This window comes from uncultured Shewanella sp. (assembly GCF_947497935.1).
Taxonomy (GTDB): domain Bacteria; phylum Pseudomonadota; class Gammaproteobacteria; order Enterobacterales; family Shewanellaceae; genus Shewanella.
In genome coordinates this window covers 1-22,734 of the sequence record NZ_CANMIO010000003.1, presented here as the reverse complement: position 1 = coordinate 22,734, position 22,734 = coordinate 1, and the positions used below count along the sequence as shown (strand labels likewise).

At 43.3% G+C, this 22,734-nt stretch carries 21 protein-coding genes and 1 pseudogene; 11 read left to right on the top strand and 11 right to left on the bottom strand.

Annotated features, from left to right (window positions below; all coding sequences use genetic code 11):
• Positions 1-4 precede the first annotated feature (4 nt).
• On the bottom strand, positions 5-316 hold the full coding sequence (locus Q1A86_RS04095; protein ID WP_299803198.1) for a hypothetical protein: 312 nt from the start codon (positions 314-316) through the stop codon (positions 5-7).
• Positions 317-639: 323 nt separating this feature from the next.
• Between Q1A86_RS04095 and Q1A86_RS04090 the strand changes: the two genes are divergently transcribed.
• Positions 640-2,082, top strand: a complete 1,443-nt coding sequence (locus Q1A86_RS04090; RefSeq protein WP_299803196.1) for a DUF1176 domain-containing protein — start codon at positions 640-642, stop codon at positions 2,080-2,082.
• Positions 2,083-2,188: 106 nt separating this feature from the next.
• On the opposite strand, the gene Q1A86_RS04085 is transcribed toward Q1A86_RS04090, so the two are convergent.
• Positions 2,189-2,608 (bottom strand): isoprenylcysteine carboxylmethyltransferase family protein, encoded by a 420-nt coding sequence (locus tag Q1A86_RS04085; RefSeq protein WP_299803911.1) that lies wholly within the window; start codon positions 2,606-2,608, stop codon positions 2,189-2,191.
• An 822-nt stretch (positions 2,609-3,430) separates the two neighbouring features.
• Here Q1A86_RS04085 and Q1A86_RS04080 point away from each other — a divergent pair.
• The 5 genes from Q1A86_RS04080 (at position 3,431) to Q1A86_RS04060 (ending at position 10,463) form a co-directional block, all read left to right on the top strand.
• Positions 3,431-4,369, top strand: coding sequence for a DmsE family decaheme c-type cytochrome (locus Q1A86_RS04080; RefSeq protein ID WP_299803195.1), 939 nt, complete (start codon positions 3,431-3,433; stop codon positions 4,367-4,369).
• 17 nt (positions 4,370-4,386) lie between these two features.
• The gene (locus Q1A86_RS04075; protein WP_299803193.1) at positions 4,387-6,411 is read left to right on the top strand and encodes an MtrB/PioB family decaheme-associated outer membrane protein; all 2,025 of its coding nucleotides are present in this window, start codon (positions 4,387-4,389) and stop codon (positions 6,409-6,411) included.
• Between the two features lie 39 nt (positions 6,412-6,450).
• Positions 6,451-8,973 carry a DMSO/selenate family reductase complex A subunit gene (locus tag Q1A86_RS04070; RefSeq protein ID WP_299803191.1) on the top strand — a complete coding sequence of 841 codons (2,523 nt, stop codon included), beginning with the start codon at positions 6,451-6,453 and terminating at the stop codon, positions 8,971-8,973.
• Between the two features lie 14 nt (positions 8,974-8,987).
• Complete coding sequence (locus Q1A86_RS04065; protein ID WP_028768110.1) at positions 8,988-9,653, top strand: DMSO/selenate family reductase complex B subunit; 666 nt, start codon at positions 8,988-8,990, stop codon at positions 9,651-9,653.
• A gap of 84 nt (positions 9,654-9,737) precedes the next feature.
• The gene (locus Q1A86_RS04060) at positions 9,738-10,463 is read left to right on the top strand and encodes a molecular chaperone TorD family protein (RefSeq protein ID WP_299803187.1); all 726 of its coding nucleotides are present in this window, start codon (positions 9,738-9,740) and stop codon (positions 10,461-10,463) included.
• Between the two features lie 90 nt (positions 10,464-10,553).
• On the opposite strand, the gene Q1A86_RS04055 is transcribed toward Q1A86_RS04060, so the two are convergent.
• On the bottom strand, positions 10,554-11,051 hold the full coding sequence (locus Q1A86_RS04055) for a hypothetical protein (RefSeq protein WP_299803185.1): 498 nt from the start codon (positions 11,049-11,051) through the stop codon (positions 10,554-10,556).
• 191 nt (positions 11,052-11,242) lie between these two features.
• On the opposite strand from Q1A86_RS04055, the gene Q1A86_RS04050 reads away from it, so the two are divergent.
• Positions 11,243-11,590, top strand: a complete 348-nt coding sequence (locus tag Q1A86_RS04050) for a RidA family protein (RefSeq protein ID WP_299803183.1) — start codon at positions 11,243-11,245, stop codon at positions 11,588-11,590.
• A 317-nt stretch (positions 11,591-11,907) separates the two neighbouring features.
• Entirely contained in the window at positions 11,908-12,606 is a 699-nt protein-coding gene (locus Q1A86_RS04045) for a TetR/AcrR family transcriptional regulator (RefSeq protein ID WP_299803181.1), read from the top strand.
• Between the two features lie 50 nt (positions 12,607-12,656).
• Here Q1A86_RS04045 and Q1A86_RS04040 read toward each other — a convergent pair whose 3' ends face one another.
• The 3 genes from Q1A86_RS04040 to Q1A86_RS04030 all read right to left on the bottom strand — a co-directional run bounded on the left by Q1A86_RS04040 (position 12,657) and on the right by Q1A86_RS04030 (position 16,612).
• Positions 12,657-15,206 (bottom strand): hypothetical protein, encoded by a 2,550-nt coding sequence (locus tag Q1A86_RS04040; RefSeq protein ID WP_299803179.1) that lies wholly within the window; start codon positions 15,204-15,206, stop codon positions 12,657-12,659.
• Between the two features lie 11 nt (positions 15,207-15,217).
• On the bottom strand, positions 15,218-15,790 hold the full coding sequence (locus Q1A86_RS04035; RefSeq protein ID WP_299803177.1) for a hypothetical protein: 573 nt from the start codon (positions 15,788-15,790) through the stop codon (positions 15,218-15,220).
• A 384-nt stretch (positions 15,791-16,174) separates the two neighbouring features.
• Positions 16,175-16,612, bottom strand: coding sequence for a hypothetical protein (locus tag Q1A86_RS04030; RefSeq protein WP_299803174.1), 438 nt, complete (start codon positions 16,610-16,612; stop codon positions 16,175-16,177).
• 320 nt (positions 16,613-16,932) lie between these two features.
• Between Q1A86_RS04030 and nrfA the strand changes: the two genes are divergently transcribed.
• The 3 genes from nrfA to Q1A86_RS04015 all read left to right on the top strand — a co-directional run bounded on the left by nrfA (position 16,933) and on the right by Q1A86_RS04015 (position 19,840).
• Positions 16,933-18,318 carry an ammonia-forming cytochrome c nitrite reductase gene (gene nrfA, locus Q1A86_RS04025; RefSeq protein WP_299803172.1) on the top strand — a complete coding sequence of 462 codons (1,386 nt, stop codon included), beginning with the start codon at positions 16,933-16,935 and terminating at the stop codon, positions 18,316-18,318.
• A gap of 336 nt (positions 18,319-18,654) precedes the next feature.
• Complete coding sequence (locus Q1A86_RS04020) at positions 18,655-19,137, top strand: NAD(P)H-dependent oxidoreductase (RefSeq protein WP_299803170.1); 483 nt, start codon at positions 18,655-18,657, stop codon at positions 19,135-19,137.
• 283 nt (positions 19,138-19,420) lie between these two features.
• Positions 19,421-19,840: a DUF4156 domain-containing protein gene (locus Q1A86_RS04015; protein ID WP_299803168.1), complete on the top strand. Its 420-nt coding sequence runs from the start codon at positions 19,421-19,423 to the stop codon at positions 19,838-19,840.
• An 87-nt stretch (positions 19,841-19,927) separates the two neighbouring features.
• Here Q1A86_RS04015 and Q1A86_RS04010 read toward each other — a convergent pair whose 3' ends face one another.
• The 5 genes and pseudogenes from Q1A86_RS04010 to Q1A86_RS03990 form a co-directional block, all read right to left on the bottom strand.
• Positions 19,928-20,584, bottom strand: coding sequence for a 3-oxoacid CoA-transferase subunit B (locus tag Q1A86_RS04010; protein ID WP_299803166.1), 657 nt, complete (start codon positions 20,582-20,584; stop codon positions 19,928-19,930).
• Between the two features lie 12 nt (positions 20,585-20,596).
• Positions 20,597-21,343 carry a CoA transferase subunit A gene (locus tag Q1A86_RS04005; protein WP_299803164.1) on the bottom strand — a complete coding sequence of 249 codons (747 nt, stop codon included), beginning with the start codon at positions 21,341-21,343 and terminating at the stop codon, positions 20,597-20,599.
• 105 nt (positions 21,344-21,448) lie between these two features.
• Positions 21,449-22,348, bottom strand: coding sequence for a hydroxymethylglutaryl-CoA lyase (locus Q1A86_RS04000; RefSeq protein WP_299803162.1), 900 nt, complete (start codon positions 22,346-22,348; stop codon positions 21,449-21,451).
• 1 nt (position 22,349) lies between these two features.
• On the bottom strand, positions 22,350-22,496 hold the full coding sequence (locus Q1A86_RS03995; RefSeq protein ID WP_299803160.1) for a 3-methylcrotonyl-CoA carboxylase: 147 nt from the start codon (positions 22,494-22,496) through the stop codon (positions 22,350-22,352).
• Positions 22,497-22,498: 2 nt separating this feature from the next.
• A pseudogene (locus tag Q1A86_RS03990) lies at positions 22,499-22,630 on the bottom strand (3-methylcrotonyl-CoA carboxylase); the annotation flags it as partial.
• Positions 22,631-22,734: the final 104 nt, after the last annotated feature.

The window sequence follows — 22,734 nt, the reverse complement described above, 5'->3', positions numbered from 1 at the left end:
ATTTTTAAGATAAAAGGTAGGGGAGGTTTTGTGATAACTGGTAAAGGATCCAAATAGCGAGCGGAGCGTTTGCCCATAAACCGTAACGGATGCTTTTATAATAAAGCTTGGAAAACACTAAGCTGCCAATCACCAGTGCGCTTACCCAAATTAAGCATTTAAAGATAAACAGTAGACCTGTACCTACGCCTTCATGGTCGACACGTACAACGCCAATCAGAAAGTTGGGACCGATAAATTGCAGCAGCGGTATGGCAATAACAAACAGCGCCTTTCCGAGCTGAGTTTGCATCAATGTTGAGATAGCATTTGGCATTTTTGTAGTGGCCTAAGATGAAGTCTTAATAAACGCGAATGATGGGAGCGATTCGGTCTAATGTTTTTAAATAATAAATACAGTAGTTTATCGGCATTGGTTTAAGCATTACAATGCTACGGGGGGAAGCGCTTGCAGTTGATGACTTTTTTGTGACTCGTATAACAAAGTCAAAGTGCTGTTGAATCATATTCGAGGGTTACATTACAGCAGCAAGCTGATGCTCGGTGTGGCTGTAAGCTTAATTTCAAACTCTAGGTCAAGATCAGCGTCACTCCGTAATAGACCATTGGGTTAAGTCATTATTTTTGGAGCTTGAACAAATGCAGGGTTTTAAAGGGCTAGTGGGGTTTTGTTCACTATTCATTTCACTATTCATTTCTTTATCGGTTACAGCAGGGCAAGGGCTGAGCTTTTTTCACGGTGACTGGCAAGTGGTGTGTGATAGTACTAACACCTGCCGCGCCGTAGGTTATCATAATTCAGAACAGCAAAATAAACTGGGGGAGTACGCTCCGGTTTCTGTGATATTTGAGCGAGCTGCCGGAGCTAACGCCCAGATAAAAGGCAAAGTTAAGTTCGGCGCAAGCTCATATAAAGTTGATAGCAATCAAACTCCAAATGAGGCAATCGCACTGACCATTAATGACTCCTACCAGAGCCAATTAGGGGCTAAAATGCCAGCTTATGAAGAGTTGGGTATGAGTTTTAGTGATGAGCGTGAGTTAACTAAAGAGCAAGTTAGCCATTTGCTTAACGCGTTGACCATGAAGGGCAATGTTGCTATTAAATTTAATAGTAGTGCAGGGGAAGAGTGGCGTTTATCTACCACAGGCTCTACCGCTGTTTTGTTAAAAATGGATGATTTTCAAGGCTTAGTTAACACGCCGTTTGCGATAGTTAAAAAGGGCCCGCGTACCACAAATATTGTGCAGCCAAAGCAAGCTCCTGTTATTTCAATACCTGAGCCGTTGCCTGTCACGACAGACGCTGATAGCGCATTAGCAAAGAATTCTGACTTCATATCTAGAATACAAACCGCTGTAAATCAGTCGTGTGATATTGCCCCTGCAGAAGATGGTAAGTTAGACCTGAATGTCGCTAGGCTTAGTGAGCATCTGCTGGTGGTCACCGCACCTTGTTGGTCTGCAGCCTATAACTATGGCGACGGGGTGTGGATTGTCGATGATAACCCCAATATTGAGCCCAAGTTTATTACCGATAGTGCGACAAACTACGCCAACGGTATCATTGATGAGTTTATGAAAGGGCGTGGTATCGCCGACTGTGTTTCGGCAAGGCGGTTAATTTGGAACGGTAGTGATTTCATTTTAGCAGACGATTATTCAACAGGGGATTGTCGTGAAATAGCCATGGGTGGTGCTTGGTATCTACCGACTAAAGTCAGTACGGTTATTTTAGGTAATGATCCTGCAGCTGGAATCGATTGCCAATCTGAGCAAGCATACAACACTGAGGGCATGGTTAAATGCACTCAGCGAAGCTTGGCAAGTGTTGAATTGAAAATAGCATTACTGATTGACACAATTCATCAATACTTAAATGCCACAAATAATGCTGATTTAAGTCGCGCGATCAAGACCGCGCAAGAGTCTTGGTTAAGCTATCGCAATGATGTGTGTCGGGTGGTTAGGCTGACTCATGCCGACGGCTCAATGAGTTTACCTTTAATGGTGGGCTGTAAGCTTGAATTGACTGAAAAGCGACTCAAGCAGCTACAAATGACGAAAAAGTCGCTCATTTAGTTATTTTATTTAGTGAGCTTATTTGAATTCTATGGGCAAGCACGACTGTGGATCCAGTGCTTGCCCTTTGCTATGTACTTAGCTAAGTACCGATAACTCTATACTGCTATATCCAGGGCCTGACTCTTTTTTTATAGTCGATAAATGCCTGACCAAATATTGCTTCAAGTGCGCGTTCTTCCGGTTGGATCTGAAATCGCTGCATATAAAGCATAAAGCCTACAATTCCGAGCATGCTCCAAAGTGATGCTAAATAACAAGCCCAAGCACATAAAGCTAATGTCATACCTAAATACATAGGATTACGACTTAATCTATACATTCCTGAGGCCACGAGTGCTGAAGCGGTTTCAGGCTTTAGTGGGTTGACCGTGGTTTTGGCTCGTTTAAAGCTAATGACCCCCGCAATGGCTGAAAGCATGCCTAAGATCAAAAATAGGCCGATGGCGATAAACTTGATATCTAATAGTGTGGGAACGCTCGTTGTAACTTTGTCATTGGACGCTAACAATGCAATGGCCCACATGAAAAATGCGAAAATCAGCGTAACGATAGGTGGGGGAATTTTATTTTCTAACTTGCCGAGTAACTTTCTTTGTAAATCTTGCAATGCTCGTCCTTTGAGTCGTTCTAAGCCTTTACAAAATAATAGGCGAATGACCAATAAGAATAAATACTTTACTTGATGTATCTGTTGCTCATCGGTGGCGCAGAGGAGGGGGGTAACCCTCTATCTAAGTCCATCCGTCTAAAACACTTCGTCTAAATTCCTCTATCTAAGTCCATCCTTCTAAACCCCTTCGTCTAAAAAGCAGGGGGAGGCTAAAATATCGCAAAGTCCAGGCTAGACAGGTGTTTAGCCTGTTGTTTTGGGTGTTTTACTATTCAAGTAGACGAAATAATGGTTACCTTGGCTATTTAAGAGGAATGAATCATTGAGTTTTAGCTCGAAATTCATACTTATTATTGAGTATCTGCTGTTAAATCTTGAATGATTTAGAAATAGTTAGTGATCTAGCTTCAAAAAAATCATCACCTCAAATCAATTGATTTACATTTTAGCTCTATATTAATAACTGCTAAAGATAATAATCATTCTCAAATAATCTGTATCTTGCTGATAATATGGATTATTGGCTATTGTGCTGATTTTAACTTGTATCTTTATTGCATCTTTATATTGTGAACTCATAGACGCTTTTTACGAAAACCTGCTTTAAGCCTCAAGTTATTTTGAGATATGCATAATCTTGAATTTAGATATCCCATTTCAATAAAATACCCACTTCGATATATAACCGGCCTGTAGTTAATGTCCACAATAAAAACCATGAAGTCAGTGAATTTTATGGCCAAATTAATGGCTAGCAGTTTACTCACGATTCTTATCAGTGTTCTGCCTGCTCAAGCGACCCCATGGGATAAGCTTGATTCAACGCAACTCGAACAAAAATTAACAGAGAAATTTAATGAAGGTAAGTACTCTCCAAAAGGAGCAGACTCTTGCCTGATGTGTCATAAAAAGAATGCCAAAGTCATGGCGATTTTTGACGGCGTTCACGGTGACATGAATAACAGCAAATCACCAATGGCCGGCATCCAATGTGAAGCCTGTCATGGACCGCTAGGTAAGCACAATCGTGGTGGCAAAGAGCCAATGATTAGCTTCAGCCCTGATAGCAAACTGCCTGCTGAAACACAAAATAGTGTTTGCCAAGGTTGTCATAACGATCCTAAGCAGATGGCATGGCATAACAGTACCCACAACCTAGAAGAAGTGGCTTGTAGCGACTGTCATAATGTTCACGCGGCAAAAGATCCAGCCCTTGACCGTTTAACGGTTAACGACACCTGTACTTCTTGTCATACCCGCGCTAAAGCCGATATGAACAAGCGTTCATCGCACCCAATGAAGTGGGATCAGATGACCTGTATCGATTGTCACAACCCACACGGTTCGATGACCGAAAGTGCGTTGATTAAGCCAAGCCTTAACGAAACTTGCGCCGAGTGTCATGCCGACAAGCGCGGCCCATTCCTATGGGAGCATGCCCCGGTAATGGAAGACTGCTCAAGCTGTCATACTCCCCACGGCAGTGTTAACGACAACCTACTTAAGTCGCGCACTCCACAGTTGTGTCAGCAATGTCATGCAGACGACGGCCATGCGAGCCGCATGACAAGCCAAGCAGGTCTAGATGCATTCAGTGCGGGTAAGAGTTGTTTAAATTGCCATAGCAAGATCCATGGTTCTAACCATCCTGCTGGCAGCAACTTTGCCCGTTAAGTCTAGGAGTGACAAATATGCGTTTAATTAAACCTTTTTCATTAAACCTGATCACCTTAGCCTTGCTAGGTGCTGGGACCAGCGCGTTTGCGGCTGATTTTGGTGTGCAAAATGCCAATATCACTGAAGGCAAAACGGCTAACTATCAGTGTAAGCGTTGTGTTGAGTCCCAAGGTTACACTGGCAGTGTTGGTGTGAGTGTTGGCGCGATTGATGCCGATGACAACCATGCTATCAATCAGTTTGGCACCGGTGATGACGGCGCTATCGCTGGCGTAAACAGTGACCTTCGTTATCAAAAGTCGGGCTATAAAGCTAAAGTTCAAGCTCATCAGCTAGGTATGGATAATGGCTTTATCACTATGGAGGCCGGTAAAAGCGGTCACTATAAGCTGGATCTCGATTATCAAACGATTACCACTAACCAAGGCAGCAATGCTTCGACCAATCTTTGGCAAAACGATGGCATGCTTACGCCAAGTGAGCAGACCCGAGTGTTAGATTTAGCTCTCCAAAGACAGCGCAGTGGTATCGGTTTTGAGTATGACTTCTCACAAGTGATGGGCCTAGGTCTAAGTAGCTATGCACGCTATGACCGTGAAGATAAAACCGGTCACCGCAGTGCAAGCCTAACTAGCCCAACGCCAACTAACTTTGCTGAAGCGGTTGATGAAACCACAGATAAATTCAGTGCAGGTGTGGTACTTGACGGCGCTAACTGGTTGTCAGAACTGAGCTACAACGGCTCACGTTATGACAACAATATGGGTGACTTAAGTCTGCCATATGCCTATGACGTTTATAGCGCAACGCCAGACAATCAAGCGCACCAAGTGTCTTTGTCTGGCCAGTACCGTTTAGCTTCTAGTGTCTTTAGCGGTCGCGTGGTGACGGGTCGTATGATCCAAGATCAAGATCTTATTCAGATGAGCGGCAACCCAATTCAAAACTGGGATGGCCAGGTTGATACCTTAAGCTCAAACCTAGCGGCTAGCACGCGAGTCAGCAGTCGCTTACGTCTAGGCGCAAGCTATGACTACAGCAAGCGTGATAACCGCTCATCGGTATTTGATTTTGCTCAATACGAGTTCAATTCAATGTCAGGTGCGTTTAAACAAAACGTGCCAATGGATATTGAGCGTCAAACCTTTAAAACCAACGCTAGCTACCGTATTGCCAGTGGTTACCGCTTACAGGCTGGTTACGACTATAAGCAAGTTGAGCGCAGCTATGGTGAGCGTGAAGAAACCCGTGATAATGAGTTTTGGAGCAAGCTAAACATCCGTGCGATAGACAAGCTAACCCTAGATTTTGGTGTGAGCTATGGCGAGCGCGGCGGTAGTGACTACCAAGCGAACGAGCTAACCAGCGATGAAACCGAATCGCTAATGCGCAAGTACAACCTTGCCGATCGCAAGCGCACAGAAGTTAACGCAAGAGCAAGTTACGCGCCGCTTGAGTGGTTAACCTTCGATGTTAGCACTTACTACGCCAATGACGACTATGACGCAACTGAAATCGGCCTCACTCAGGCTAAAGATTACGGTTACGACATGAGTGTCCATGCACAAATCGCTGAACCTCTATCTGTTTATGCCTTTGCTGGTCAGCAGTGGATCGATTCAGACCAAAACGGTGACCAAGCATCTGTTTGGCACACAGAAGTGAATGATGAATTCATTAACCTAGGTCTGGGTGCGACTTACACAGGACTCATGGATGGCAGACTGATTTTAGGTAGTGACTACCTATTTGCTAACTCATCTAGCAATACCGGTGTTAATGGTTACAACTCAGGCAACTCGAATCCAAACAGTTATGGCAGCTATTACTCCTATAACCACAGCGTGAGTTTATACGGTCAATACCTGATTTCAGAACAAATGGCAGTCAAGTTGGCTTACCAGTTTGAACGTTATTTTGATACAGACAGTGCTGCGGTCACCCCCGATAGCATTCCAGGTTTAATCACCTTGGGTGACCTGAACCACAATTACAACGCCCATCAACTGATGTTGACCTTCAGCTACAAGCTGAAATAAGTCGAGTCAGATATTAATAAGTTTGAGGAAAACAAGATTATGGAACGTAGAAGTTTCTTAAAAATGAGTGCCGCGCTGGGCTGCGCCGCAACAGTTACCGGCTGTAATTCAAGCTCTGATGATGCCAATGTTATTCCACCACAACCGCCTGTTACAGACGAAGTGGTGAACTGGTCATCTTGCCTAGTTAACTGTGGTTCTAACTGTCCAATTAAAGTCTTCACTAAAGATGGTATCGTGACCCGTGTTGAAACCGACCATGAAGTTGAAGACAACTACGGTCTACATCAAGTACGTGCTTGTGCTCGTGGCCGTTCACTACGTCAAAGAAACTACGCCGTAGACCGTTTAAAAACACCAATGAAGCGTGTTGGCGAGCGTGGTAAAGCAGAATTTGTACCAATCAGCTGGGACGAAGCGACTAGCATTATCGCTGAAAAACTATCGGCTGTTTACGCACAAGAGAATGGTGCTAAGTCAGTATTCCGCAGCTACGGTTCTGGTGCTTACTACGGTTTTGCATCAAATGCGTGTTTCAACCGTCTATTTAACCTAAATGGTGGTTGCCTAAATGCTTATGGTAACTACTCTTGGGCGCAGCAGATGGAAGCGGCGAAGCACACCTTTGGTACTGGCAGTACTAGCGGTTCGTCAACCATCACTATTGAAGACAGTGACTTCTTCTTAGGCGTTGCTTACAACCCAAGCGAGATCCGTCAATCGGGTTCTGGTGAAGGTTACGATTACTTACAGGCGCTGCAAAGAAACAACGGCCTAGAAGTGGTGATGATTGACCCTCGTTACACTGACTCTATGTTAGGTAAAGAATCAAGCTGGTTACCAATTCGTCCAGGTACTGATGCAGCGTTTGCTGAAGCGGTTGCTTATGTGATGATCAACCACGCTAACTTTGCTGGTCAATCTCTACCGTTTGTACTTGAGCATTCAGTTGGTTTTAACAAGCAGTCAATTGAAGATCAAAAAGCGATTTTTGCAGCTAGCAGCGATGCGACTGATCAAGAATACGCTAAGGTGATGAATTCAGATGAAAACTACCAAGACTACATTCTAGGTCAAGGTATTTACACTGAGGCTAAAACACCTGAATGGGCTGAAAAAATCTGTGGTATTTCTGCAGAGAAAATCCGCTACATCGCTGGCAAGCTAATGACAGCTAAAGCGCCTTACATCGTTGTTGGTGCGGGTGTTAACCGTCAAGCAAACGGCGAGCAAAGCATGCGTTCTCTATACATGCTATCAGTGCTAACCGGCAAGCTTGGTACTCGCGGCGCATCAAACGGTGAATTGCCATACATGAGCAGTATGTCTCGTGCAGGTATTCCAACAGGTAAGAATGAAGTTAAAGAAAGCATCTCTTTCTTCACTTGGTCTGAAGCGATCCTAAATGGTGAAACCATGACGGCGCGTAGTCACGGCGTTCGTGGTACTGACGGTTTAGATACGCCACTTGGCGCGAACATTAAGTTCATCCTGTCAGCATCTGATAGCTCGCTACTCAACCAGCACGCTGAAATCAACAATACGGCTGAAATCTTCCGCACTGCTGAAGACTTATTCATCGTTTCTTGTGATTGCTGGATGACACCGGGCGCTAAGTTCGCTGACATCATCCTACCGGATACCAGCTGGTTAGAATCAAACGACTTAGTTAACGATTCATACGCTTCTGGCTCTTTAGGCTACCTAACTGCAATGTCTTCTTCTGTTGAGACTATGTGGGATTGTAAGTCTATGTATGAAGCCGCTGCGATGATCGCCGACAAGATGGGCGTTGGCGCTGGCTTTAGAGATGGCAAGAACGAAGATGAGTGGTTAGAAGAGCTTTATCAAAGCACTAAAGCTAACAGCAACAACATCGGTGTTTCTCCAGCATTCCCGGCTACTTACAAAGAAGCACAAGAAATTGGTTTCTTCCGTAAGAACATGAACGACAACCACGTTGCACTGCAAAGCTTTGTTAAAGAAGGCAAAGCGCTTTCAACACCAAGTGGCAAGATTGAAATCTACTCTGCTGAACTAGCATGGCGCGCGGCTAACTGGGATCAAGAGAACAGTACTCAAAATCCTACAAACGTTAAGGGCGACACTATCACAGCTATTCCACAGTACACGGTAACGTGGGACGGTTATGAAGATGAAGGCACTAAAGAAGATTACCCAATTCAGCTAGCGGGTTACCACACTAAGGGCCGTACTCACTCAAGCTACCACAACGTACCTTGGTTACGTGAAGCGGTAGAAGACGCTGTTTGGGTTAACCCAATGGACGGCGCTAAGCACGGCTTAAGCTCTGGCGACAAGATTGAGATGTACAACGAACGCGGCTCTGTTGAAGTCACTGTACGTATCACGCCACGTGTTGCTCCAGGTGTATTTGCCCTAGGACAAGGTGCTTGGTACAACCCTGGTAACAAGCGAGGCAGCACTGGCCACATCGTTGATGAAGGCGGCGCAATCAACTCGTTAACACGCTACCAGCCTAGCCCTGTCGCTAAAGGTAACCCACAGCACACTATTCGTGTTGCCATTAAAAAGATTTAAGAGAGTAGTTAATTATGACTGAAGCAACTCAATACGGTTTTTACGTCGACAGCACTAAGTGTACTGGCTGTAAAGCATGTCATGTATCTTGTAAAGACCGTCAAGGTAACGAGATCCGTAACAATACTAATCCTGAACAAAATGGCGTGCCTGCACTAAATGGCGTAACTTGGCGCCGTGTGTACGAATACGGTGGTGGGCAATGGACTGAAGGCCAAAATGGCTGTTTCGAGCAAAGTGTATTTGCTTACTACATGTCTATTGGTTGTAACCACTGTTCTGAGCCTGTGTGTGTTAAAGCTTGTCCAACTGGTGCCATGCATAAACGCCGCGAAGATGGTCTAGTACACGTTGCACAAGACCTATGTATCGGTTGTGAGAGCTGTGCTCGTGCATGTCCATATGACGCGCCACAAATTGACCGTGAACGTAAAGTCATGACCAAGTGTGATGGTTGTTTTGAGCGCATCGCTGAAGGGCGTAAGCCTGTATGTGTTGAGTCTTGTCCGCTACGTGCACTAGACTTTGACACTATGGATAACCTACGCGCTAAATACGGTAACGGCGATGGTCACATTGCACCATTACCACCAGAGTCAATCACTTCACCAAACCTTATCATTAAGGCTAACGTGAATGGCGGACAAGGCGGCGATATCCTTAACCCAACTGAAGTATAACTTCAGTAAGAGGTTAAGTATTAAGGTCTTTAAATAGTACATCAGCAGCGGGCTTGATAGCCCGCTTAGCTTGTAAGGTAAATTATGTCTTCAAAAACGCAGCCATTAACGCAATCAACCTTAGCTCATTCATCTATCGCTGCAGTGGACTTTGTCGAGTATCAAGGACTAGCGCGAATATTGCATCATTGCCTTATTCGTTATCCTGAGGCCGATTTTGTCGACGGGCTAAAAGAGTGCGATGTTGCTGGCAGTTGGCCAGAGTTTGCCAGCCGCGAGCAAAATAGCACAGGTCGCAAATTGCTGGGAGATTTTTTACAGCAATGGTCGAGTGAAGCGAGTGCGGAAGATGCAGAGAAGGCATTAATTACTTTAAAGCTGGATTACGGCCAACTTTTCTTTGGACCAGGCGAACCGACAGCTGTGCCGCAAGGCTCAGTTTACCTGTGCGAAGAGCAGTTAATTAACGATAGAACCACGGTTGAATTGATGGATTTTTATCGGGCTCATGGCGTTGAGTTGCAACTTGATTACAAGCAACCCATCGACCATATAGGTTTGTTTTTCGCTGTACTTGACCAAACATTTGGTCGCTTGCAGAGCGAAGCAGATAACCAAGCTTTGATCCGCTTTACTCAAGTGTTATTGCAGCAGCACTTGTTGCCTTGGGCACTGCGCTGTTGTGAGTTAGCCGTTGAGCACGCCAAGACTGATTTTTATCGCGGCGTTGCCTTGCTAACCACAGACTTCTTACTGCAACTGCAACAAGATTTCCAAGTGTTAGCGCTGGAAAAGCGCTTATTCCGCTAATTGATTAATTAAAGATGTAAAAGCCCGCAATTGCGGGCTTTTTTATTGGCTAAATGCCCGTTGATTGGTTGAGTTTTATACTGCTTGATGTTAACCGTGGCCGCCCATATTTCGGCTAGACTGGCGTTTTTCGCTACGCACTTTCTCTAGCTGAGTATTAATCGTCTGTAATAGCTGACAAAGCTGCTTAGCGTCATCATCGAGTGGCGCTGCGTTATTTTGGCTACCTGCGCTTGGGTTGATAAGCGATTGACTCCACTGATAGCTAATCGTCAGCACTAGGTGCTCCGACTGACCTAATTCGCCTTGCTCAATCTCTTTGACAAACAATAAACGACTGGCTGCAAATAAACAGTGCAGGGCAAGCTCTTGCTCAAGTGCTGTCTGTTCGCTGCTATCCATAGGCGGTAGCCAAACGGGTTCGCCCTCAGCAAATACTAATGCAGATATGGTGTTAGTCACGGTTGCAAGTGAGGTTGCGCCGCCAAACAGTTGTTGTACCTTGTCACTGCTTCGTAAGGTTAAAGCAAGTCTGTGGGCAAGAATCGACTTACTCCACTGCTGGCCTAATGAGCGTCTCAGAGTCATTAAATCAAAATCTCGTATAAACGGCCTCAAAATCGAGGCGAAATCAAGCTAAGTGTTTAGTTTAGCATTTTGGATTATCTCTATATGTGCTTGACGCTGCATAATCGACTTAAGGTGTTAAATTGACTAGGACTGTGGTGCATTTCTGCTAAAATCAGCCTTCTATATATGATGAATTTTTAAGGTTTAAAATGGATATTCAACGCGTTAATCCATGTGCTAATTGGTCTGATGCAACCGTGTTTAATAATATGGCGCATTTTGTTGAGATTGCCGCCGATGTTGAAGGCAATATGCTCAGCCAAACAGAACAGGTCTTTGCTCAGGCTGAAGCGACTTTAGCTAGCGTGGGTAGTGACAAATCTCGTTTGTTATCAGTGACTATCTATGTCACTGACTTTGCCAATGTGGCAGTATTTAATCAGGCGTGGCAAGCCTGGTTACCAGAAGGCTGCGCACCTAGCCGTGCATGTTTAAAGGTTGAGCTTGCAGACCCTAGCTACCTTGTTGAAATCGCTTTTGTAGCCGCAGTAAAATAGTTTTGCGACTCAGTTAAGCTACTGGCCACGTCAGCTGGGTCAGTAGCTTTATTTTATATGCCGGTTAATCAAGTTACCGCTTAATTGCTAGTCTCATTATTAAGTACTTGCTGATATCTTTGGTTTGGTTTTTTCTATAACAAAGCAATTGCATAGTATTTCTATCTAGGAAATTAAATGCACATAATGTTTAATAAGTTATTTTAGTGATTCATATTAATTACAACTTTTAGAGAATAACTCGTTATTGTTAACCTTGTCTCTATTTTTATTAGGTTGGTTGTGTATTATGTGTTTTTTGTTTTTCATATGACAACATGAATAAAATTAAATGTATAGTCGGTCGAGAGGAGATTGCTAAGTATGCAGTTAATATTATGGATGAGAATGGTGACCTAGACTTCTCGTTTAGTGATATACGTAATAGGTATAGAATATCTGCAGGTAAACTGTATCGTTGCTTTCCATCTAAAAGTGAATTACTAGCATATATTTACTATAAAACACTCTCTGAGTTTTTTGATATAACAAAAGACTTCCATCGCTATCAACTTACCACGAAAGAAAAAATAGCTTGTTTGGCATGCCTACAAATATTTGTTCGTGGTATTTTTCCTGATAGAACTGGGATAGACATTCTAAGCACCAATAAGTTTGTATTTGATAATGCATCAGACAGTATACTCGAAGACTTAAATAAATTGATTTCCAATATACAAAAGTTTCGCTTTTCTCAGTTTGTAGAGGCTGTAAATAGTGGTGAGTTAATCGCTACAGAAGAAGAAATAAAGTTGGTGCTTAAACATTTAGCCTTGATATCTAGAGGGAGCTTATTTATCTCAAGGCATATATTCCTCTCCGATAAAAAAAGTTCCATATTTGAACTTATGGACTTTTGTGACGTGGCGATGAATCAATTAGAATGGTCGTCAGCTAACTATTCTATTGATCACAACAAAGTCTTATTGGCCATGCGGACCATGATAGACCGTAAAGGGAATAGCTTTATTCGTTAGACTGTTTCAAAATACAAATAAGGCGCCGTAGCGCCTTATTTGCTGTTTACTTATTGCTTGTCAATGTGACAGGTACCACAGGCCCAAGGATCAGGCCATTCTTTTGACATTAGATAAGTCGAGTTTTTCGGCATGTGAGTATCTGGATATTTATCTTGCTCACCCCAAGTGTTAGGGGAACGTTTACTACCGAACTCTACGTTACCAAGGAATTCATCTTGCTTTCTCAAGAATAGAGCGCCAGCATCTCCATGATTTGGAAGACCTCCATCAGAGTTAGCAGAGTGACACCAAAAGCAGGTTGTAATTGCTCCGTGAGCTTCAGGTGCGCCATTGCTTCCGTGACAGCTTGCACAGAAATAGGGCTGCACAGTATCGAAACCGCTAGCTGAGTTTACAGGCCAACTTGAGCCACCGTGTCCTTTCGGGTCTTTTGCCTCATTATGACAAAGCGTACAATCTGCAACTTTCCAGCCAAAATGTGATTCTTTAAGAACTGCTGCGCTACCAGATGGATTATCCTCTGTTGGCGTTGTTAATCTGCTAACTGTTGCTATATCCGGTGCAACCGCAGGATACGTTTTAGAGTCCATTTTGTGCATGGTTACAGCGCCACTATTGAACACATAGTCATGAGTGTCATTTACATCATACACTGGGTATTTAGCATCTCGGCCTTGGGGGTAGATAGTTAATTCAAACTCTTCAATACCATAAGGTAAGTGTGTTGAGCTTAACATATCGTAAGTAAAGTAGCCGCCTTGACTGTTGTTTCTGTTGTTTAAGAAACACATTTTTAAGTCTAGTACTATTGTGTTCTTAACGTCAGGTAAAGGTTTACCTTTGTAAAAAATTTGTTCACCATCGATATTGTAATGGTCACAATCAGTTACCATTGCCCCAAATTCTTCCATGGCATATTTGTTTGCAAAGTTCATCCATAAGCCATTACCCACACTTGCGCCACTGCCAATACCGAAAATAGGTGCGCGTTCAACACCAAACTGATTAACAATAGCTCCACTCACCATCAGAGGCCAGAATGATAGCTCAAACCTTGGTGTGTCAATATCGTTAAGTAGGAACTCACCTGTTTTTTCATCCATATGAGTATTGGAAGATAGCATAATGTCGATAGCTGTAATCACACCGGGCTTATACATATCGCTTCTAAGATTGCTTGGATAGACTTTCATATCTAGCGCGTATTGGTGGTAATCTTCCTCTGTGGCGGATTCTCTATCATAGAAATCACCATCAAAGAAATAGAAGTCGTTAACGTAAGTGTATGGGCGCCCCTTGTCATCTATAGGGTATGCTTTTTCGTTTGGTACGTTAATTTTACCGCCTTGGTTAATATGGCGTTCAATATCATTTCTCCAAAGCCATTGTCTACGTTCAGTGTAGGTTGGAGCTTCTGGGAAGAATCGAACATCTTGACCCTCTCTGATTGAGAATCTGTCAATATTGATATAGTTGAAAGCAGTAAGAAGTTGTCTATCACCTCTATCAATACCTCTATCGCCATTTGCTTTAAAGTGCCATCTGTTACTTTCAAAGTAAGCAGGATAGCTCTTGTCATGGCTTAGCTCTAGTTGACGGTTGTATTTATCGAACTTGCTAGAAATGTAAGAGTTGTCAACTTCTGTGAATTTACCGTCTCCATTGACATCCCAATTAACTGTAAACTCGTAAGTGTTCAGTTCTGATAGCTCATAATTATCTATTTTTAATTTTGAGTATCCATGTTTGCTGCTGTGGAAAGGTACTGCAGTGATGTTGATTTCAAGGTCATCACGAATAAAGTCAATGTATCGGAATAAGTCAAATGCTGAAAAATGATTAAGCTGATAAATGTCAGGTCTTGCAGTGCCTTTACCTAAGTGGTCACCAACATTCTCTAACCATTTGTTCATTTCGTCTAAATCAATTTCTAACTCAACTTGTCCATCACCATTTTCACCAATAACAGGGCGAGGGTTATCAATACCATTTTCAGATGCATCTAGTTGAACGATGTTACCGTCATTGTTGAAATCAGCAAATACATCGTGTCCATTTCTATCTAGTGATGCACTTAGTTCTGGGTTCGTAGCTCTTACTCTTAGCATTTCATAATATTCGTTACCATCAATGCTAAATTTTTTACTTCGTGTAATACAATCAGTGCTAAAGAACTTATTTCTATCTTCATCAGTAAGTTCGTCCATTGGTTTATTTAGCTGATAAGCGGCTCTAATATCAAATGTACCGTCAGCATCTTTTGGATATAGTTGCTTGGTTACTTTCTTTCCATGTTCTTCTACAACAACAGTAGACGGTAATCCGTTAGCCCCTAACTGACAAGCGAACCCCCAAGTTTGAACTTCATCAAACCTTCGACCTAAGGAAACATGAACTTTACCTCTTGATTCACTTACTCCGTCTAGACCTATGTAACCATGAGTAACGTATTTCCAAACGGGATCGTTGCTTTTAGGTGCTGTAGAGTCTGGAGCGGGTTCAACAGGCTTTATATTATCTGGATTTTTGGTGTTATCATCGCCACAGCCAGCTAATAGCACTGAAAACATTAAGGCTCCCAGTAATTTATTATTCATTATCTATTTCTCTATATAAGATTGTTGTTAATTGCTTCTAAAATTAAATTAGGGTTGTTTTTTGCGCCTAGGATGTTTTTTGCAATTTCCAAGTGGTACTGAACTCCTCTAGTCGATAAACCAATTAGTTTTGCAATATCTTTTGAACTCATGCCTAGTGCTGTTAATTTTATAATTGCTTGTGTTTTTGAGTTTATCCCCTTGTTGTTTATGTTTTGTTTTTCTTTTTCTTGTATTGTTGAAATAACTCTTCTTAAGGTGATGTCTATGTCGTTAGCTTCATACCGCTGAGTTGAATAAAGTATAAGTATTCCAGTAATAGTATTTGAATGTTGGGGGTGCAAACAGAATAACGCTATGTGTTTATTCCTCATTCTTACTGGGATGTTAATAGATTTGCTATTAATTACATTGTTCTTCGCTAAGATATACCTCGCACTGTTAAGAGCTTCTGGATCAGAGGTGCTAATGCTGTACATGTTTTTTAAATCTACTTCATTTGTAAAACTATGGATTGGAGTTATTGTTGTTACTTGGATTGATTTCCCATTGTGTAAATATATCCAATCAATGTTGTTATTCATTTTTCGACCTTTATTTTAAATTTTATATTGTGATCGAGTCAGATGAATATTGTGCGGCTCTCATTATTTTTGTAGTGCTTATTTCTGATTGTATTTTGTGATTTCTAGCAAAGATATCAGCACGAATGTTGTGGTTTGGTTGTTGTTGCGTGGCGTTGGTGTTGGTTTTTGGGCTTTTTATGCCTTATTCCCATAATTGTCGGACAGATTGTCCGCACATTTAGCCTGGGTGAAGGTGATAAGGGCGTAAAAAATAGAGTCAACGGAAGAGCTTTCCTTGGCGACTGTTTTTAGATTGTGTCTGTTGCAAAGTATAAAGTGTTCACTAATCGTTACCGATACTAGCTGTGAGTGACTCAGGGCACAGACTCTATTTGAGTAAGGTTAATCTAACTGTTTAAGTAGCTGCCTGACTTGAGCGCGAGTCTCATCTATTTTTGTCACAACAGCCTGTGCACTAGCCTCATCATCGGGTAATTGCTGCCAATTTGCTTGCCAGCTCAGCTTTAGCTCCTTTGCGGCCACGCTGATTTCTGGCTCGGTTATCATACTCAAATCGGCAATCAAATTAACTTTTACCCAGCCCTTACGCGGACTACCTAAAACTAAATCTTGATCGTAATGGGCGGCGTAGACGATAGACTCTAGTTCAGATAACTGCAATAGCAGCTCAAAACTGGCCGAACGCATATTGCTGTTATATTCGGTGATCTCCATACGCCAGACGTTATAACTAAAGCCCACTAAGGCAAACAACATACTAAATACAGCGGTTAGCTGAAATACAGAAACGGTTTGCTGGCCTGATAGTTCTATTTTCAAAATTGCCTCCAACTCCTAACAATACAGAGTGAACCTCTTCCTCTAACTTTAGACAAAGAGATTGATTGCACAGCAGACATTTCTATTTTTTGAAACGAAGTTCACTCTAGTTAATCTTTATCGATAAAAACAAACCTGAATTAAAGCCGTTAATTGCAGGGCTGATTTAGTTCGAACTCAGCTGTTTTCCTATCTTGGTTTTTGTTGAAATCTCCTTTGTTTATCAAACACAAAATTAATTTGCTATAGCTTTTGACATCAAGCATGTAGCGACTACATTTTATATATCACAATACCCTTATATTACGGATGGATACCTTATGAGATCATACCAAGTTCCATTGATCGCGGGAGTTTGCATCGGCTTGTTAAGCAGCGTTGCAATCGCAAAAACTAACCCCGCAGACAATGCACAATATGAAAAACGTTTCCCTAAGCAATACCAAAGCTGGCAGAAAACCGCTGAAAGCAAAGAGGTTTCAGATGCATTATCGGGTGATCCAAATTTGGTTATTCTCTGGGCGGGATATGGTTTCTCTAAGGATTACAATGCGCCAAGGGGGCACCAATATGCGATCACAGACGTGAGAACCACGTTACGAACCGGTGCACCAATGAAAGAAGACGAAGGCCCTATGCCTATGGCTTGTTGGAGCTGTAAAAGTCCCGACGTGCCAAGGGTGATAGAGGGGCAAGGTGAAGGGGAATACTTTAAAGGTAAGTGGGCCAAAGGTGGCCCTGAAATCGTCAATGTTATTGGTTGTGCAGATTGCCATAAACCAGGAACGCCAAAGCTAAGGGTGGCAAGGCCATTTGCCGAGCGTGCCTTTGCAGCGATTGGTACGCCGTTTGACAAGGCAGATAAGAGCCAGAAGCAAAATATGGTCTGTGGTCAGTGTCACGTGGAGTATTACTTCGAGAAAACTGAGGAACATCCAAATTGGGTTAAATTCCCTTGGGATAACGGCACCACAGTAGAGAATATGGAAGCTTACTACGACAAGTTGAAGTTTAAAGACTGGACCCATCAACTATCAAAGGCGCCAATGTTAAAAGCGCAGCATCCTGGGTATGAAACAACGGCCCTAGGCATGCACGGTGATATGGGCGTATCTTGTACTGATTGCCATATGCCGCGAGTCACCAATGCTGAGGGTAAGGAATACACAGACCACAATGTTGGCAGCCCATTTGATAAGTTTGAATTTACCTGTGCAAATTGTCATGAGCAGACCAAAGAGCAATTGCAGTCCTTAGTTCAAGCGAATAAAGATAAGGTCAATGCATTAAAACTTAAGGCAGAGGCTGAACTGGTTAAAGCGCACTTTGAAGCCGCTGCAGCATGGAAAGCTGGGGCATCAGAGCAGCAAATGACGGCAGCGTTAACCGATATTCGTCATGCACAGTGGCGCTGGGACTTTGCCATTGCATCTCACGGTATTGCAGCGCATGCGCCGGAAGAGGGACTGCGTATTCTAGAGACCTCACTGACTAAATCTGCAGAGGCCCGTGCTAAGCTTGCGAAAGTATTGGATACTCAAGGCGTTAAAACCGCGGTAGCCATTCCTGATATTTCAACTAAAGCTAAAGCTCAAGCGGTGTTAGGCATGGATATGGATAAGATGAATGCCGACAAAGCCATCTTTATCGAGAAAGTCGTGCCGAAATGGGAAACAGAATATAAAGCTGCAAATGGTGGAGAATAAGCGTTAGGTTTTGCTGTAATTCGGCAGTAAGTTTTGCTGCAACTTGGCAGTAAGATTGTGCCATGTCTAGAGACAAAATAAGATTCCGGGAAGTTTACGCTTCGCGGAATTTTTTTGTGTTGAAGACGGTGAGGCCTGGAAGTTGAGAAATAATAAGGATACTCATACTTAGGCAAATGATAACTTGATGTGTATTGAAAGCTTCGATGATAGAGGCGACAACATTATTACAGGAACGGCATAAATGGAATTTAATCAGATTTGACATTTTGCAGAGTAAAAGCAGCAAAAAATAGCGACAACTTGTGATGGTCTTACTAAGGATTGGCGACAATATTGAATATTCTACTGGTGAGTGCTAGTCAAAGAGCGGACTCTAATAGCATCGAAGTCGCTAGGTATTTACAAACAAATATTCTAAATGATCTAGATAGCGTCCAATCAGGTATCTTAGATTTATCGCTTTATCCTAGCTTGTTAGAGCATTATGGAACGAGCAGGGATGATGTCACTTCGCTTGATAACGATAAAGCTGAAGTGCTAAGTCTGCTTTATGCTTGTGATGCAGTGGTATTTATCACTCCCGAGTGGGGCGGCATGATCCCTCCCGCATTAATTAATCTTTTTCTTTTATCAGCCAATGGCTCTGCTAACGGTTTACCTTTAGCCCATAAACCGGCATTTGCTATCGGTATTTCAACTTCCAACGGTGGGAGTCACCCTATTTCTTTATTAAAAGGTTATACGGCAAAGAATAGCCATTTAGCTTGGTTGCCATTGCATGGGATTATTCAAAATGTAGAGGCATTTTTAGCATAAGCTTGGACACCAATGAATGACGATAGGGTTTCGCAGGTACAGTCACGTTTATTGGTTGGCATTAAAAGTTTGATTATTTACGCTGAGCAGCTCGGTTTTGTTAGAAGTGACTTACTAGCGCTATCTAAAGTACATCCTTTTGGACAGTAATGTTTAGTTGGAAAGAAGCTTCGAAGAATAGTATTGCAGTAGGGGAAAACAGCTGCGAACTGTGATCTAGGTGGATTCCCTTGGAATAAGAAAGTCTATATTATCGCGTCCCGTTTAATTTTGACTGTAAACCATGAAATTTGTAAAACTGGCTGCCATCGCCCTGATGTGCTCAAGCCTTACTGCTTGTATTACCTTCCCAACAGATGAGTCCAACACAGTAAAAGTGTTATGGGATGACACCCTCTCTCTACAAGGTTGTGAACTTAAAGGGACTGTTATTGGTTCACAAGGCCACTTTTATGACTATTGGCTACATGCCGATAAAGATATGGTGTGGGGCACGCTTAATGAAATGCGTATCAAGGCTGCTAAGCTTGATGCTGACACCATCTATCTCTACAAACCACTTGGCTTTACAGGTTCTGTGACCATGATTGCTAATGCTTATGATTGTGAAGTTCCTGCTGCAGAGTCTACGACTGATTCTACAGCGGACTCTGTTAGCGCTGCTGTACAACCGACAGTTGATGAAGCTGTAGCTGCAAAATAGCTTTAAGCTTTGGTTATAAAAAAAACGCAGCCAATTGGCTGCGTTTTTGATTGGTATATCCCTTTAGATAGTTTTAGTTAGCATTAACTAAAACGTCATTTCAGGCACATGCTCAGGTACCACGAGTTTACCTGCAGTTTTTGAGACAATCTCTTCAACAGATACCCCAGGTGCACGCTCTAATAGGTGAAACGCGCCCTCTTTAATTTCCAGAAAGGCTAAGTCGGTTAATACGCGCTTAATACAACCAAATCCTGTTAATGGCAGCTCGCATTTTGGCAGTAACTTTGAGTTACCTTTCTTGTCGGCGTGCATCATGGTGACAATAATATTGTCGGCGCCAGCCACGAGGTCCATCGCGCCGCCCATACCTTTAATCAGCTTGCCGGGGATCATCCACGAGGCGATAGAGCCTTGCTCATCGACTTCGAATGCGCCCAGTACCGTTAAGTCCACATGGCCGCCACGGATCATGGCAAAGCTCTCAGCGGATGAGAAAAACGATGCGCCATCTACCGCTGTAACTGTTTGCTTACCGGCGTTGATTAGGTCGGCATCGATAGTCTCTTCGGTTGGGAACTCGCCCATACCCAATAAACCATTTTCCGATTGCAGCATTACATCTATGCCTTCTGGAATATAGTTGGCCACTAAAGTCGGGATACCTATGCCTAGGTTAACGTAAAAGCCATCTTGGAGTTCTTGTGCTACACGCTGTGCCAGTTGCTCTCTTGATAATGCCATGGTGCTGCCTCCTTATGCTTTTGATTCTGTTTTGGGGTCTGAGTCAGAGACTGGTTTAACAGTGCGTTGCTCGATGCGCTTTTCAAACTTACCTTGAATGATGCGATTCACGTAAATGCCTGGGGTATGGATATGGTCAGGGTCGAGCTCACCCGGCTCTACAATATGCTCGGCTTCTACCACGGTGATCTTGCCTGCCGTTGCCATCATTGGATTAAAGTTGGCTGCGGTCTTACGGAAGACCAAGTTACCCATGGTGTCGGCTTTCCATGCACGCACTAGCGCAAAGTCCGCTTTTAGCGCTGGTTCTAACACATAGTGTCGACCATCGATTTCACGGGTTTCTTTGCCTTCAGCAACGGGTGTGCCGTAGCCTGTTGCGGTAAAGAAGGCTGGGATGCCTGCGCCACCTGCACGAATTTTCTCGGCTAAGGTGCCTTGGGGAGTCAAGATAACGTTAAGCTCGCCAGATAACATCTGCTGCTCAAAGGTGGCGTTTTCACCCACGTATGAAGCGATCATGGTATCGATTTGACGGCTCTTTAATAACAGGCCTAAACCAAAGTCATCGACGCCAGCGTTATTTGAGATAGCGGTTAACCCTGTGACACCCGTTTTGACCATTTGGGCGATTAAGCCTTCTGGAATACCACATAAGCCAAAGCCACCAACCATTACTGTCATATCGTTACTTAGGCCTTTTAAAGCCTCTTCGTAACTACTGACTACTTTATTTAGCCCTTTATTTAGTCCTACCATTATTGTTATTTCCTTATTCTGTCAATGCTAGGACTTAGGTACTAGGTCCTAGATTTTGAGTTCTGATCTTTCGTCGCCGAGAGCTCTCTATTCGCTGAGGGCTTTTTATTCGCTGAGGGCTCTAGCCACCTTTGAACCCGATTGGCGACCGAGGGCTTGGCTGATTTTATTGCCAGCATTAACCAGTTTAGTTAAGTCGATACCGGTTTCGATGCCAAGCCCATGCAGCATATAAACTAAATCTTCGGTGGCTAAATTACCCGATGCGCCTTTGGCGTAAGGGCAACCACCAAGACCAGCAACCGATGAGTCGATAACGCTGACACCCGTTTCTAAGCAAGCCAGAATGTTTGCTAAAGCTTGGCCATAGGTGTCATGAAAATGCAGAGCCAGTTTATCAATAGGCACCACCTGAGCTACAGCTTCCACCATTCTACGGGCATTGAGCGGTGTGCCAACGCCTATGGTGTCGCCAAGTGAGATCTCATAGCAGCCCATTTTGTAAAGTAATTCAGACACTCGAGCCACTTCACTGACTGCAATTTCTCCTTCATAAGGGCAACCTAAGGTACAAGATACGTAGCCGCGAACGGGAATATTTTTAGCCTGAGCCAGCTCCATGACAGGGATAAAGCGCTCAATAGACTCTTCAATCGAGCAGTTGATATTCTTTTGACTAAAGCTTTCTGAGGCGGCGCCGAAAATGGCCACTTCATCGGCGCCAGCGTCAAGCGCAAGTTCCAAGCCTTTTAAGTTGGGTGTTAACGCGCTGTAGGTAACATCATTTTTACGAGTAATACCGTGAAGCACATCGGCTGAATCTGCCATCTGTGGTACCCATTTAGGTGACACAAAGCTGGCAGCTTCAATACGCTTTATGCCAGCAGCGGCTAAGTCTTCAATTAGGGCTATCTTATCTTGAGTAGTAACCGGCTTTTCGTTTTGCAAGCCATCACGAGCGCCAACTTCAAAGATGCTAACCTTTTTAGGATAAGAGCTTGTCATGTTATGCACTTTCCTCTGTTTTAGCAGGTTCAAGAGCCTCAACTTCAGCAAGCAACATACCGTCACTAACGAGTTCACCGGCCTCAAAGAAAAATGCACTGACAATGCCGTCAAACGGAGCCTCAATGGTGTCTCTTATATTAGTCATCTTCACCCGGCTTCTTCCTTTTCTTGGCAAGTATCAGCTTTCGCCTCAACTTCTGCTAGCAACTCTCCATCACTGACTAATTCGCCAGACTCGAAGAAAAATGCGCTGACGATACCGTCAAACGGAGACTCTATGGCGTTTATTACATTAGTCATTTTCATCCGGCTTCTTCCTTTTCTTGGCAAGTATCAGCTTTCGCCTCAACTTCTGCTAGCAACTCTCCATCACTGACTAATTC

Bases quoted from the DNA above. Each gene is read 5' to 3' on its own strand.
- Q1A86_RS04095 (WP_299803198.1), bottom strand. From the start codon at position 316: ATGCCAAATGCTATCTCAACATTGATGCAAACTCAGCTCGGAAAGGCG.
- Q1A86_RS04090 (WP_299803196.1), top strand. From the start codon at position 640: ATGCAGGGTTTTAAAGGGCTAGTGGGGTTTTGTTCACTATTCATTTCA.
- Q1A86_RS04085 (WP_299803911.1), bottom strand. From the start codon at position 2,608: ATGTGGGCCATTGCATTGTTAGCGTCCAATGACAAAGTTACAACGAGC.
- Q1A86_RS04080 (WP_299803195.1), top strand. From the start codon at position 3,431: ATGGCCAAATTAATGGCTAGCAGTTTACTCACGATTCTTATCAGTGTT.
- Q1A86_RS04075 (WP_299803193.1), top strand. From the start codon at position 4,387: ATGCGTTTAATTAAACCTTTTTCATTAAACCTGATCACCTTAGCCTTG.
- Q1A86_RS04070 (WP_299803191.1), top strand. From the start codon at position 6,451: ATGGAACGTAGAAGTTTCTTAAAAATGAGTGCCGCGCTGGGCTGCGCC.
- Q1A86_RS04065 (WP_028768110.1), top strand. From the start codon at position 8,988: ATGACTGAAGCAACTCAATACGGTTTTTACGTCGACAGCACTAAGTGT.
- Q1A86_RS04060 (WP_299803187.1), top strand. From the start codon at position 9,738: ATGTCTTCAAAAACGCAGCCATTAACGCAATCAACCTTAGCTCATTCA.
- Q1A86_RS04055 (WP_299803185.1), bottom strand. From the start codon at position 11,051: ATGACTCTGAGACGCTCATTAGGCCAGCAGTGGAGTAAGTCGATTCTT.
- Q1A86_RS04050 (WP_299803183.1), top strand. From the start codon at position 11,243: ATGGATATTCAACGCGTTAATCCATGTGCTAATTGGTCTGATGCAACC.
- Q1A86_RS04045 (WP_299803181.1), top strand. From the start codon at position 11,908: ATGAATAAAATTAAATGTATAGTCGGTCGAGAGGAGATTGCTAAGTAT.
- Q1A86_RS04040 (WP_299803179.1), bottom strand. From the start codon at position 15,206: ATGAATAATAAATTACTGGGAGCCTTAATGTTTTCAGTGCTATTAGCT.
- Q1A86_RS04035 (WP_299803177.1), bottom strand. From the start codon at position 15,790: ATGAATAACAACATTGATTGGATATATTTACACAATGGGAAATCAATC.
- nrfA (WP_299803172.1), top strand. From the start codon at position 16,933: ATGAGATCATACCAAGTTCCATTGATCGCGGGAGTTTGCATCGGCTTG.
- Q1A86_RS04015 (WP_299803168.1), top strand. From the start codon at position 19,421: ATGAAATTTGTAAAACTGGCTGCCATCGCCCTGATGTGCTCAAGCCTT.
- Q1A86_RS04010 (WP_299803166.1), bottom strand. From the start codon at position 20,584: ATGGCATTATCAAGAGAGCAACTGGCACAGCGTGTAGCACAAGAACTC.
- Q1A86_RS04005 (WP_299803164.1), bottom strand. From the start codon at position 21,343: ATGGTAGGACTAAATAAAGGGCTAAATAAAGTAGTCAGTAGTTACGAA.
- Q1A86_RS04000 (WP_299803162.1), bottom strand. From the start codon at position 22,348: ATGACAAGCTCTTATCCTAAAAAGGTTAGCATCTTTGAAGTTGGCGCT.
- Q1A86_RS03995 (WP_299803160.1), bottom strand. From the start codon at position 22,496: ATGACTAATATAAGAGACACCATTGAGGCTCCGTTTGACGGCATTGTC.